The organism is Photorhabdus sp. RM323S (genome assembly GCF_042879375.1).
In the GTDB taxonomy this organism is placed as follows: domain Bacteria; phylum Pseudomonadota; class Gammaproteobacteria; order Enterobacterales; family Enterobacteriaceae; genus Photorhabdus; species Photorhabdus tasmaniensis.
On record NZ_JBHFKZ010000059.1, the window covers coordinates 20,905 to 33,263 of the forward strand.

Sequence of the window (12,359 nt, forward strand, 5' to 3'; positions counted from 1 at the left end):
CCTAACTGCGAGTAATTTTGTGGCCGGTTATTCTCTCCCAGTTTTATGGAAGGTTACATATGGCTAAAGCCAACGAAATTAAACGCGGTATTGCCGTCAGTTATAATGGTAAGTTACTGCTGGTCAAAGATATTGATATTCAAGCACCAAGCGCCCGGGGAGCCAGTACACTATATAAAATGCGTTTTACCGATATCCGCACCGGTCAAAAAGTGGAAGAACGTTTCAAAGGCGATGATATCATTGATACGATTAGCCTAACTCGTCGCAGCGTTAATTTTTCCTATATTGATGGCGATGAATATGTCTTCATGGATGATGAAGATTTCACGCCTTATCATTTTAAAAAAGAACAAATCGAAGAAGAGTTGCTATTTATCCCTGAAAGTGGCCTGCCAGGTATGCAAGTTCTGACAATAGAGGGACAGGTTATTGCCCTTGAACTGCCGCAAACAGTCGACATGGTTATTGAAGAAACTACCCCCGGAATTAAAGGTGCCTCAGCCAGTGCGCGGACAAAACCTGCAAGAATGAGTACCGGGTTGACCGTTCAAGTACCTGAATATATCAGTAACGGCGAAAAAATCCGTATTCATATTGCAGAACGTCGCTATATGGGGCGTTGTGATTAATAACATTAGCTAACCTAAGTTGCTCTGTATAAAACAGAGCAACTCATTTTCGATTATTTCATTAATTATCCGCTTTCCCTTATAATTTAGGCATGATTTAAATTTCCAAATAAAATGCGAGCGTAAATTCGCTATTAATTTTCATTAACATTGCTCAAAAATGAAAAATAAAATCCCAAATACCCTTCAATTAAATATTGAAGAAATAATATTTAAGATTGCTCTTAATATCAATTATAGGAAATTGTAACAATTCCGATTTTCTTTTCTCCTTTTACCCATTTAATTTCTGTCACACCGATTTGGTGTGGTAAATAAAAATAAACATCATTTTGGAAATCCAATTTTCGTCGCTGGGTAATTTTATCTCCTTTTCGCCAGCAAGTGGTATCAGTCCAGTGATCATGCCAATCAAAACGACACGGTGATTCAACAATTGCACCTGAAAAGTGAATAACCCCTGTACCTGATCTTGTCTCTGACTCACTACTCACAACACCAGAAATCATCAAGAAAAAACAACCCACCATACTTCGGAACATAGACATAAAACCCTCGTCATAAGACAGCATTATTTGCTGAGATTTCCAAATGTAAAATCAATCTGGAAATCGGAAAAATTTACGAGTCCATGCTATTGGTAACGGCTACTTTTGTTGTTTTTTCACTGTTTTTAGCTTTTAAAACTGATTAAAATATTTACATCTTTTAACATGAAAATTATCAGAAGTAATTATCAATAAATTAAAAATTTATAACTTTAAATATCCTCACCATCACTCAATAAAAACGGAAAAATTGAGCATAAATATTTACCAAATCAAATAAGCATCTGAAGGAAAAAGCACAAAACAGATAAAAAAACCACCAAATTAACTTATGATAGGAACTGGATCCATGACATTATTACCTAACATTTGTTATATTAACCTACATAATTATGAGCTGGATTATTACTGAATTTTACTTTTAACAAATAGGTATCCTATGACACGCAGTCACCCATTTGCCATATTTACACTTAACCTATTAGGGATCGCTTTATTTCTCTCCTGGTATTTACCAGAACACCACGGTTTTTGGTTAAATATCGACTCCTCAATCTTCTACTTCTTTAATGAGAAATTAATACCAGGTTCAAAATTTACAGAGTTTGTCGCATTTACGAATATCAGGGCCTTCGATGTAATTTCACTTTTCTGTACGGGATTACTTTATTATAGCGTATTTCGTAAGCAGAATTACGCAGGCAAACGCAGATTATTCATGATTGGCCTGGTCATGCTGATAAGCGCAATTATACTTAACCAAATCAGTCATCAGCTCCCTGTCATTCGTCCAAGCCCGACATTAACATTTGATAATATCAATCGCATTAGCGAAATGACTAATCTGATGACTAAGGATTCATCCGGCGATAGTTTTCCAGGCGATCACGGATTAATGCTACTCATTTTCAGCTGCTTCATACTTCGCTATATCTCAGTTAAAGCATTCTCCATTGCATTACTGATTGTCGTCATGTTTGCGTTACCTCGTATTATGGCGGGAGCACACTGGTTTACTGATATTGCAGTCGGCTCTTTATCTGTGGTTCTCATTGGAACAAGTTGGCTATTATTAACACCATTAAGTGACATAATGATTAACTGGTTAGATAAGAATCTACCGCAAATTGGTCGTCCAATATAAAACCCTTCTCACATGCCCTTTTTATTGAAGAATATTGGGAAGGTATTTAACCCTCCTGATTGCTCATAAGATCCACATAAATAACATAAATTAGCAACATCCCTAATCTCCCGTACTGAGAAATCTAATTTTTTGTAAATTATGCCATTAAATACTCGCCTTTTCCTGATTGTTTCTGTACTCTCGGTCTGAATAACATTTATTGTAAATATCGTTATGAAACGTGGCATCCGGCGCGTTTTTACACCAAACGTGTTGTTTACTTATTTGCTTTTTCTAACACCAGGCTTCGAAGCGTTTGATATTTTTCAATAATAGCGACCAACTTAAGGTAAGGATAGCAAGGGAAAACAAGAATAATGGTCAAGTCTCAACCGGCACTGAGATACATTACGCGGCTGATACCCGCGCTGTTCGTCGCGATCACGTTATCCGCGTGCAGCTCACCAGATTCGTCAAAGTTTCGCAATACACAAACTGATACGCATGCAGTAAACGGTAAGAACGGTTTCTTACTTCAAGCGTCTCAGGATGAATTCGAAGCACTGGTTCGTAATCTGGATATAAAATCTAAAATTCTTAGCCAATACAATGGCTGGAAGGGGGTTGCCTATCGACTCGGCGGCAATACTAGACGCGGTATTGATTGTTCTGCCTTTGTTCAACGTACTTTCCGTGACCAGTTCGGTATGGAACTACCTCGTTCAACATTCGAACAACAAAACATTGGCAAAAAAATCGACCGCTCAAAATTACGTCCTGGCGATCTGGTTTTATTTAAGACAGGTGCCCGTACCAGGCATGTCGGTATCTATGTTGGCAATGACCAATTCGTTCATGCCTCCACCAGCAATGGTGTGATTGTTTCCAGATTAAACAGCACATACTGGAGCAAACGTTATTACGGTGGTCGCCGGGTCATCAACAATAGCATAATGCCTTCTAACGGCTAAGAATTCTTTCCCTTGCGTACAAAAAAGCGCTTCCATCAGAGGAAGCGCTTTTCGCGTTTATATCAGAATGGGTAAAGAGCTGTTATCTTTTCAGCAATCGCAGCACCAAGTGTCTTCAAACGACACATAACCGCACTCTCGTCTTCACTATCAACAAACAAGCACGGCTGACCTTCCCACTCAATCACAGTACTTTCAATTTGCATATCAGCAAGTGATTGCTGTAATTTTTGCATAATATTCCATGCAGCCATATCTTCGTGGCTGAGTAACTTCAACCCCATCAGGCTGCTTTTTACATTCACTTCATCAACTGGAAGTGGTTCAACTTTGATACCCGCAAAACCGGGTGACCACCTGTAACTTTGCGGTAGTCGATGTACCACCGAAAGCTGAATATTATTCACAAATTATTCCTACCTGAAAGAACATAGATACAAAAGTTAAAATTAGCGACTATCTTCAGGTGTTCTACTCGCCAAAACCGAATAACTACTCCCCCAAAAAGGTAAACAAAAAGTTAAATTTGTGTTTATAGTATTACATTAATTTCAAACTTCACCTTAGAAAAAATGAGATCAATCTCGCATTTTGCATATATTTATACTTTTTTAAAAGAAAACTCAACTTGTTTTTATGCAAAAAACCAACTGTATGTTTAATTATTGCTTACATATTTTATTTTTTCAACTCAACTCTTTAACATAAAAATCAAACAAGAACTGTAAGAAATAGATAACAATATGTTTTATAAGGAAAAACTAATAACCATCTAATGATAACGCTCTTGAATATTTTTTCATTTAACAAAAATACAACAACAAACTTATAATCACCATCAATATATTAACAATCACTCATTCCCACAGAAAAACAATTCGGAATTTCCTTACATTTACAGCTTAATCTCTCAGCCTAATCCAAATATAAAAATCAATAATAGGACATATAAAAAGTCATAAAAGAATAAAACAACAATAACTTCATCCCTGAAGAATATCGATATCATCAAACCATTCAACGCCAAAATATTCCAAATATTCAGGAGGCAACCCAATAATCTCACCAGACATCATTCTGTAATAAAATTATGCTTCAATGACACACACGACCTCTTTTGGCGTATATAACAAACAGCGCAGCCAAAATAACACATAAAACCATAGAACCAACCATTGGCCAGGCACTACGCGCAGGTAACATGGCAAGTAATATCCCAACCAAAGCACTAATCCCAAAACGAATGGTACCTGCCAGCGAAGATACAGTCCCTGCCATATGAGGGTAATCATCTAAAACCACCGCCATTACATTAGATGTAATCATAGCAATACCACAGACATAAGCTGCCACACCGATGACCAGAGAAATAAAACCAAAATCCAGTACGGTAGATAATAACAACCAGATCCCCATAATAAACTGTACACTTAAACCAAAATACATCATTCTCAACGCACCAAAGCGCTGTACATAACGACTATTTATTGTTGTCATCACAAACAGAAATACGATATTAAGCGCAAAATAATAACCAAATTTCTGCGGCGACACACCATTCAACTCAATATAAACAAACGGCCCGGCACTGAGAAAAGAAAACATTCCCGCAAACGAAAATCCGCTGGCAAGCATGTAACAAAACACACGGCGCTGACGGAATAACATAATAAACTGACTTATAGTTGTGCGAAGGTGAAACTTTTGTCTTTTCTCTTTCGGTAAAGTCTCTTTTATAAAGAAAGCGACAAGAAATACTCCAATAACAGCAGTGATGGCAATACTCCAGAAAATAGCATGCCATGTGAACCAAATCATCATCATGCCACCAAGAATTGGAGCAATTAATGGTGCAATGGTCATTACCAATATGACAAAAGACATACTGCGTGAAAATTCATCTTTCGTGAACATATCCCGCATCAAAGCATTAATAACAACACTCGCAGCGGCGGCGGAAAATCCATGCAAAAACCGCATATAAATAAAATCGTCAATATCCTTGGCTATCGTACACGCGGCTGAAGCCAGAGCAAACACAATAACACCACCCAGAATAACCGGCTTACGGCCCAAACTGTCAGCCATTGGGCCATATATCATCTGACCGATAGCAAAACCAAGAATATAACTACTCAATGTCATCTGAACCCGCCCACTATCCACACCGAAATCTTCGGCAACAGTCGGCAAACTGGGCAAATACATGTCAATGGCAAGAGGCATTAACATAGAAAGCAGCCCAAGGATCAAAATCAACCCTAAATAGGATGATCGTTGTTGTTGCACGCGTATTACTCCAATAATTTAAAATGAGTTCGCTCTTGGCTACAAAGAGCAGCAAATACAATAGCGCTAACGGAATGGGCGCTAAGATTGAGGAACATTGACACTGGCAATTTCTTGCTCAGTTAACGGCCGGTACTCCCCTGGTTCCAACTCAGAATCTAAAATAATTTCACCGATTCGCTCACGATGAAGCTCTGTTACCCGATTACCTACCGCTGCAAGCATGCGTTTTACTTGATGGTAACGCCCTTCACTGATAGTCAGACGAGCTAAATGAGGTGCCAAAATTTCCAGTTGAGCGGGTTTTGTCAGTGTTTTTTCACCATTGAGTTGGACACCCGCAAGAAATTTATCTGCGGTCCCTTCTGCAACAGGACACTCAAGAGTGACCAGATAGGTTTTTTCACAATGATGTTTTGGGGAAGTAATACGATGGGACCATTGACCATCATCAGTCAGCAAAACCAAACCCGTGGTATCCATATCCAGCCTACCAGCCGTGTGTAATTTATGCGCCGCTGGTTCATCAATAAAATAGAGAACCGTCGGATTCACCGGATCATCGGTGGAACAAACATACCCCTGCGGTTTATTTAGCATAAAATAGCAAGGCCCTTGCTGCTGTTCCAATAATGAACCATCAAACATGACCTGTTGCTCTGGCGTTAATTTATAAGCTCCGGTTTTTATAATCTCATCATCAACAGTGACACGCCCCGCGCGCAACTCACGCCCCACGTCATTCCGGCTGATACCAAGCTGTTGTGACAGAAATTTATCCAATCGCATGAGATGAAGATACCTGTATTAAGTTAATTCAAAAATAAACGTGACTCTACTATCCTGAGACTACAACGCAAAGCCACCAAAAAAGAGGGTATGAGATGAATTCAAAAACTTTCAAAGCTAATCATAACCATGTTTACTATAAACGACAATTATCTATTCGTTATAACGGGTTATCGTTTCACTCAATCAGATAATTATCTTACCCTACTTCTATCCACAGCAAATTGATAAGAAAAATGTTACCCTTTCGCGAATATTTTTCTGTTGCGGAACGAATATGACTTTCACTTTACGTCCCTATCAGCAAGAAGCTGTGGATGCTACCATTAATCATTTCCGGCACCATCATGAGCCCGCAGTCATTGTGTTACCAACCGGAGCAGGTAAAAGCTTGGTTATTGCTGAACTGGCAAAATTAGCTCGAGGAAGAGTCTTAGCATTGGCGCATGTAAAAGAATTAGTTGCACAGAATTACCACAAATATTGCGCATACGGTTTACAAGCAGATATTTTCTCAGCAGGATTGCAGCAGAAGCAAAGTTCAGGAAAAGTGGTTTTTGGCAGCGTGCAATCTGTCGCCCGTAATCTTAAACATTTTGATAATCAATTTTCTTTGCTGATAATTGATGAGTGCCATCGTATCAGTGATGATGAAAACAGCCAGTACCAGCAAATTATTCATCACCTTCGGCAAAATAACCCACAACTCCGTATTCTTGGCTTAACAGCGACACCTTACAGGATGGCTATCGGCTGGATATATCAATATCACTATCACGGCATGATCCGCGGTGATGAAAATAGTTTTTTCCGTGATTGCATATATGAATTGCCATTGCGTTATATGATTAAACACAGTTTCCTGGCCCCTCCGCAGCGACTGGATATGCCAGTTATGCAATATGATTTCAGCCAAGTCCGCACCAGTCAACAAGGTATTTTCAATGAAACGGATTTGAAGCGTGAAATCAAACGACAAAAACGCGTCACACCTCATATTATCAGGCAGATCATTGAATATTCGACTGACCGCAAAGGCGTCATGCTTTTTGCTGCAACCGTCGAACATGCCAAAGAGATCTTTCAATTACTTCCTTCCGGCCAGGCCGCATTAGTCAGTGCCGATACATCAACCCCCGATCGTGATCTGTTTATCGACGCCTTTAAAGCTCAGCAATTGCGCTACATGGTTAACGTTGCCGTATTAACTACCGGATTTGATGCTCCTCATGTTGATCTGATAGCCATCCTGCGCCCTACCGAATCCGTCAGCTTATATCAGCAGATTATTGGCCGTGGTTTAAGATTATTTCCGGGTAAAAAAGATTGCCTCATTCTCGACTACGCAGGAAATCCTCACGATCTTTACACACCGGAAGTTGGCAACAGTCGGCCAAATAAGCAGAGCCAACCGGTTCAGGTATTCTGCCCTATCTGTAACTTTGCCAATATATTTTGGGGAAAATGCACCTCTGACGGTGAAATTATCGAACATTTTGGACGCCGCTGTCAGGGCTGGGAAGATGATCAACACGGCAAACGTCGTCAATGCGATTTCCGTTTTCGTTTTAAACTCTGTCCTCATTGTGGTGTAGAAAATGATATTGCAGCGCGGCGTTGTCACAGTTGCCAGGAGGTGCTGGTCGATCCCGATGATATGCTGAAAGCGGCATTAAAACTCAAAGATGCCCTGGTACTGCGTTGCGGTGGTATGCAACTCATCCCAGGAACTGACAGTAAAGGAGAATGGCTGAAAATCATCTATTACGATGAAGATGGTGCCGATGCCTCTGAACGCTTCCGGCTTACAACCCCGGCCCAACGACAGCTCTTTGGGCACCAGTTTCTCCGTCAGCATCAACGTGCCCCAGCGGTACCTTTTAACTGGAAAACGGTTTCAGACATCGTTAATCAACAACCTTTATTACGTCATCCCGATTTTGTCGTCGCCCGTAAAAAAGGTCAGTTCTGGCAGATTCGTGAAAAGATCTTTGATTATCAAGGACACTTTCGCCGGGCAGATGAATTATATTAATAAGCCCCAATTGACGTATTCCATTTGCTGTCACAACCATTTTTCGCTAGAATGCCGCCCGTTTAGCGCCCGCGTTAAACCAAATCCCGAACCTGCTGCTGGGTCGCCTGTAGCAGGATTTATTTTCTTCTTTAAAGAGAAAAATAATGTTTACTATTAATGCAGAAGTACGTAAAGAGCAGGGCAAGGGTGCGAGCCGCCGCCTGCGCAGAGCTAACAAGTTCCCAGCTATCGTATATGGTGGCAACCAGGAGCCTGTTTCTATTGAGCTGGATCACGATCAAGTTATCAATATGGAACAAAAAGCAGAATTCTATAGCGAAGTTCTGACTCTGGTTATCGACGGTAAAGAAACTAAAGTTAAAGTGCAGGCTGTACAGCGCCATCCGTTTAAACCTAAACTGGCGCACATTGACTTCCTGCGTGCTTAATTAGCCACAGTCGAGCTTTTCGGGACGCCGAGTGAATAACGCCGCATTTGCGGCGTTATTTATTTCAGATATCAATGACCACCACTGCGGCGCTGTAACTGGTCACGTAAATTTGGCGGCGTGCCCTTAATTGTTAAAGTGTCCGTTACCGGGTCCCAGAAAACTCTTTCGCCAAATAACATTGCATCGAAATTAATTGTCAATCCGCCACCGCTTCCGGCAAATTTAGTTAACTGACGCAATGTACTGCGATCTGCTGGAAAACACTCTTCCAATTCATATCCTTGTTCCTGAGAAAATTGCTGAAAATTCTGCTCGCCAAATGTTGGCAATTCCTGAGACAACTCCTTAATCTCAATTTCCTCTCCTGCCTGCAATTGTTCATTACAATAGCTGTATACTTGCTGGCGATATGCCTGGCGCTCATTTTTATCAAGCTGACCTGACTCACAATAATCATCAACGGCCTGTAACAGCCCCTTATTCTGAACCTTAGCATTCATCCCTTCACTGGCAGCAAGAAAATCCATAAAGAAATCTGAAACCTTACGTCCTACCCGCCCTTTCAGGAACGTTAAATAACGGCTTGATTCGGGGTTAGTTTCCCACTCAGTCAAATCTATACGAGCAACAATATCAGCATGAGGAATATCCAGATAATGCGTGGTATTTAGATCCAGATTATCGTTAACAGACATACTGTTACAGCTATTAAGTACCGCAATCAACAAATACTCTACCGCCAGATAGCGATACTGACAGAACAAGACTGTCCCACCTTCGGCAAACGGATATTTTGCCAGTTCATCCCTCAGACGTGCCGTTGCTGCACGACTGAACCCAAGAAAATCTTCATCACCTTTACGCTGATGTCTGAGCGCTTCTGCCAATTCACTCTCTTCATTAAATAGGCCGTAAGCTTTGCTTTTTGCGCTATATACACGGTGTAATTCAGCCATCATATCTTCCACCACGCGATCAGTGGCAAGCAGAGAATCACGCAGCACGACATCCAGCGTCTGTTCATCACGCTTGATTAATTGATGCAAGGCAATTTGGTCTATTTGCAGACTCATTCTTTCTACTCCTTTTGCTGCTTATTTCATTCGCATCTAACGGCGTATTCAAACACTGATAACCAACTGCTGCAATAAAAAACCCCGGGAAAAATAATGTTTCGCCATGTTCCATCAACTATTATTTACTGACAGATATCAGAAAATTGCTAAAGACACGCTATTACTGCAACATAAAATCTTAACCGTGAATTAATTTGCCACAAAAGAGCAGAAAATCACGCACCTATACGGTAAGATAGTGTGCTTTGTTAGTTTAGGAAGTCTAAATTTATGCCACAGTCATCTCGTTATAGTGACGAACACGTTGAACGTTTATTAACAGAATTAGTCAGTGTTCTGGAAAAAAACCATACGCCGACAGACCTTTCTCTGATGGTACTTGGCAATATGGTAACAAATTTAATCAATACGAGTGTGTCTCCTGCCCAGCGCAGACATATTGCCGACTCGTTTGCACACGCGCTTAAATCTTCAGTAAACGAAGATAAAGCCCATTAATTTTTAACTAAAGATCATAACGTAAACAAAATATGGTGACTAGCCGTCAGCGTTATCGTGAAAAAGTGTCCCAGATGATTAGCTGGGGGCATTGGTTTACCTTGTTTAACATCCTGCTTAGTCTTGGATTAGGTAGCCGTTACCTGTTTGTTTCTGATTGGCCGGGCTCGCTGCTTGGCCGAGTCTATGCTTTGACCAGTTGGCTTGGGCACTTTAGTTTTATTGTTTTTGCCGCTTATCTGCTGATCCTGTTTCCACTGACATTTATCGTCATGTCACAGCGCCTGCTAAGGTTTCTTTCGGCCATTTTCGCCACCGCCGGGCTGACACTGTTAATATTCGACATTACCATCTACCACCGTTTCCACCTTCACCTAACACCTTTAGTCTGGGATTTAGTTATCAATCCTGATCAAGGGGAACTGGCGCGGGACTGGCAACTTATGTTCATCTGTATTCCAGTCATTTTTCTGATACAGATGTTATTTGGCACCTGGAGTTGGCAGAAACTACGCAGCCTGAGTCGGCAACGGTTTGGCAAGCCATTGGCTGCCGTCCTTATTTCTGCCTTTTTGGCTTCCCATATGATGTATATCTGGGCTGATGCTAATTTTTATCGTCCGATAACCATGCAGCGCTCTAACCTGCCGCTCTCTTATCCAATGACAGCGCGCAAGTTTCTTGAAAAGCATGGCCTGCTGGATCAACAAGAATATCAGCGCCGTCTTATGCAACAGGGGGATCCTGCTGCATTAACAGTGGAATATCCGCTTAATGATCTGACTTATCAGGATAAAGGCAGCGGATACAACCTGTTAATACTGGTGGTTGATGGGCTGGATAATAAAGACATTACAGAGAATATGCCTATACTCTCCCATTTCAGAGAAACCAACATTCAGTTCAATCAACATTTCAGTAATGGTATTCAAAATGATACCGCCCTATTCGGGCTGTTTTATGGTATTTCTTCTGGCTATCTGGATGGAATACTTGCTGGACGTAAATCATCAGCACTGATTAATGCATTGACTCATCAGGGATATCAATTCGGCTTATTCTCCTCTACAGGATTTAATACTCCACTTTATCGTCAGGCATTACTTTCCGACTACTCATTGCCCACAGCGGTCAACCAAAGTAATCAACTTACGGTAACACAATGGCAGCAATGGCTGAATTTACCCACAAATAACTCCCCATGGTTTTCCCTGTTGAAAATGAGGGGACTGGATGAAACTGACGCACAGGGTAATACGGCGGCTCTTGATGTTCAAATTGGTGCTGTATTGGAGACGCTGAAAAACAAAAATGCGCTAAATAATACGGTCATTGTTATTACCGCCGCGCATAGTGAAATCGCAGCTACGCATCCAACAAAATGGATAAATAATGACAGATTTAATCGTGATCAAATGCATGTTCCCCTGCTTATTCATTGGCCTGGAACACCATCACAGGCCATTGATAAGCTGACAAATCACCAGGATGTCATGACAACATTAATGCAGCGTTTGCTACATGTCAGCAACTCTCCTGATGATTACTCTCAAGGTGAAGATCTGTTTACAGCGCAACGTCATAGCCCGTGGATTATTACCGGTGATAATGGTTCTCTAATCATCACAACCAGTGAGAATACTCTGTTTCTGGATAAAAACGGTGATTATTCCTTATATGACCTTGAAGGTAACGAAGTCAAAGATGCTAAACCCAATCTGGCACAACTGTTACAGATACTCACAGAGGTTAAACATTTTATAGCTAATTAAATGCTTAAAAATCAATCGGTCATTGAATTTAATACTTGCTTTAATTCATAAAATCAGTAGTATAATAAAAGTTATCGGCATGTAGCGCAGCTTGGTAGCGCACCGTCATGGGGTGTCGGGGGTCGTAGGTTCAAATCCTATCATGCCGACCAAATCCCGCAAATAAAAAAACCAACCAGTTATGGTTGG

12 protein-coding genes and 1 tRNA gene are annotated in these 12,359 nt (G+C 40.8%); 8 read left to right on the forward strand and 5 right to left on the reverse strand.

Annotated elements, in window-relative coordinates:
- The first annotated feature begins 59 nt into the window (after positions 1-59).
- A complete protein-coding gene (yeiP, locus tag ACGF7G_RS18945; protein WP_387467556.1) occupies positions 60-632 on the forward strand; it encodes an elongation factor P-like protein YeiP in 573 nt (190 codons plus the stop codon).
- Between the two features lie 230 nt (positions 633-862).
- Here yeiP and ACGF7G_RS18950 read toward each other — a convergent pair whose 3' ends face one another.
- Complete coding sequence (locus tag ACGF7G_RS18950) at positions 863-1,180, reverse strand: hypothetical protein (protein WP_387467558.1); 318 nt, start codon at positions 1,178-1,180, stop codon at positions 863-865.
- Between the two features lie 439 nt (positions 1,181-1,619).
- Here ACGF7G_RS18950 and ACGF7G_RS18955 point away from each other — a divergent pair, with 439 nt between their 5' ends.
- A complete protein-coding gene (locus tag ACGF7G_RS18955; protein WP_133812622.1) occupies positions 1,620-2,324 on the forward strand; it encodes a phosphatase PAP2 family protein in 705 nt (234 codons plus the stop codon).
- 359 nt (positions 2,325-2,683) lie between these two features.
- On the forward strand, positions 2,684-3,277 hold the full coding sequence (mepS, locus tag ACGF7G_RS18960) for a bifunctional murein DD-endopeptidase/murein LD-carboxypeptidase (RefSeq protein ID WP_133812621.1): 594 nt from the start codon (positions 2,684-2,686) through the stop codon (positions 3,275-3,277).
- A gap of 62 nt (positions 3,278-3,339) precedes the next feature.
- Here mepS and ACGF7G_RS18965 read toward each other — a convergent pair whose 3' ends face one another.
- The 3 genes from ACGF7G_RS18965 to rsuA form a co-directional block, all read right to left on the reverse strand.
- A complete protein-coding gene (locus ACGF7G_RS18965; RefSeq protein WP_133812620.1) occupies positions 3,340-3,684 on the reverse strand; it encodes a YejG family protein in 345 nt (114 codons plus the stop codon).
- A 688-nt stretch (positions 3,685-4,372) separates the two neighbouring features.
- Entirely contained in the window at positions 4,373-5,566 is a 1,194-nt protein-coding gene (locus ACGF7G_RS18970; RefSeq protein ID WP_133812619.1) for a Bcr/CflA family multidrug efflux MFS transporter, read from the reverse strand.
- An 81-nt stretch (positions 5,567-5,647) separates the two neighbouring features.
- Complete coding sequence (rsuA, locus tag ACGF7G_RS18975) at positions 5,648-6,355, reverse strand: 16S rRNA pseudouridine(516) synthase RsuA (RefSeq protein WP_387467560.1); 708 nt, start codon at positions 6,353-6,355, stop codon at positions 5,648-5,650.
- 277 nt (positions 6,356-6,632) lie between these two features.
- Here rsuA and ACGF7G_RS18980 point away from each other — a divergent pair, with 277 nt between their 5' ends.
- On the forward strand, positions 6,633-8,390 hold the full coding sequence (locus ACGF7G_RS18980) for a DEAD/DEAH box helicase (protein ID WP_387467562.1): 1,758 nt from the start codon (positions 6,633-6,635) through the stop codon (positions 8,388-8,390).
- A gap of 146 nt (positions 8,391-8,536) precedes the next feature.
- A complete protein-coding gene (gene rplY / locus ACGF7G_RS18985) occupies positions 8,537-8,821 on the forward strand; it encodes a 50S ribosomal protein L25 (RefSeq protein WP_133812616.1) in 285 nt (94 codons plus the stop codon).
- Between the two features lie 71 nt (positions 8,822-8,892).
- On the opposite strand, the gene yejK is transcribed toward rplY, so the two are convergent.
- A complete protein-coding gene (gene yejK, locus ACGF7G_RS18990; RefSeq protein ID WP_387467564.1) occupies positions 8,893-9,897 on the reverse strand; it encodes a nucleoid-associated protein YejK in 1,005 nt (334 codons plus the stop codon).
- Positions 9,898-10,170: 273 nt separating this feature from the next.
- Here yejK and ACGF7G_RS18995 point away from each other — a divergent pair, with 273 nt between their 5' ends.
- The 3 genes from ACGF7G_RS18995 to ACGF7G_RS19005 all read left to right on the forward strand — a co-directional run bounded on the left by ACGF7G_RS18995 (position 10,171) and on the right by ACGF7G_RS19005 (position 12,322).
- A complete protein-coding gene (locus ACGF7G_RS18995; protein ID WP_036772527.1) occupies positions 10,171-10,398 on the forward strand; it encodes a YejL family protein in 228 nt (75 codons plus the stop codon).
- Positions 10,399-10,430: 32 nt separating this feature from the next.
- Complete coding sequence (gene yejM / locus ACGF7G_RS19000; protein ID WP_387467567.1) at positions 10,431-12,170, forward strand: LPS biosynthesis-modulating metalloenzyme YejM; 1,740 nt, start codon at positions 10,431-10,433, stop codon at positions 12,168-12,170.
- 75 nt (positions 12,171-12,245) lie between these two features.
- Positions 12,246-12,322 (forward strand) — tRNA-Pro (locus ACGF7G_RS19005).
- Positions 12,323-12,359 lie beyond the last annotated feature (37 nt).

Coding starts and splice junctions, on each gene's coding strand:
- ACGF7G_RS18950 (WP_387467558.1), bottom strand. CDS start 1,180: ATGTCTATGTTCCGAAGTATGGTGGGTTGTTTTTTCTTGATGATTTCT.
- ACGF7G_RS18980 (WP_387467562.1), top strand. CDS start 6,633: ATGACTTTCACTTTACGTCCCTATCAGCAAGAAGCTGTGGATGCTACC.
- yejM (WP_387467567.1), top strand. CDS start 10,431: ATGGTGACTAGCCGTCAGCGTTATCGTGAAAAAGTGTCCCAGATGATT.
- ACGF7G_RS18955 (WP_133812622.1), top strand. CDS start 1,620: ATGACACGCAGTCACCCATTTGCCATATTTACACTTAACCTATTAGGG.
- yeiP (WP_387467556.1), top strand. CDS start 60: ATGGCTAAAGCCAACGAAATTAAACGCGGTATTGCCGTCAGTTATAAT.
- ACGF7G_RS18995 (WP_036772527.1), top strand. CDS start 10,171: ATGCCACAGTCATCTCGTTATAGTGACGAACACGTTGAACGTTTATTA.
- mepS (WP_133812621.1), top strand. CDS start 2,684: ATGGTCAAGTCTCAACCGGCACTGAGATACATTACGCGGCTGATACCC.
- rplY (WP_133812616.1), top strand. CDS start 8,537: ATGTTTACTATTAATGCAGAAGTACGTAAAGAGCAGGGCAAGGGTGCG.
- rsuA (WP_387467560.1), bottom strand. CDS start 6,355: ATGCGATTGGATAAATTTCTGTCACAACAGCTTGGTATCAGCCGGAAT.
- yejK (WP_387467564.1), bottom strand. CDS start 9,897: ATGAGTCTGCAAATAGACCAAATTGCCTTGCATCAATTAATCAAGCGT.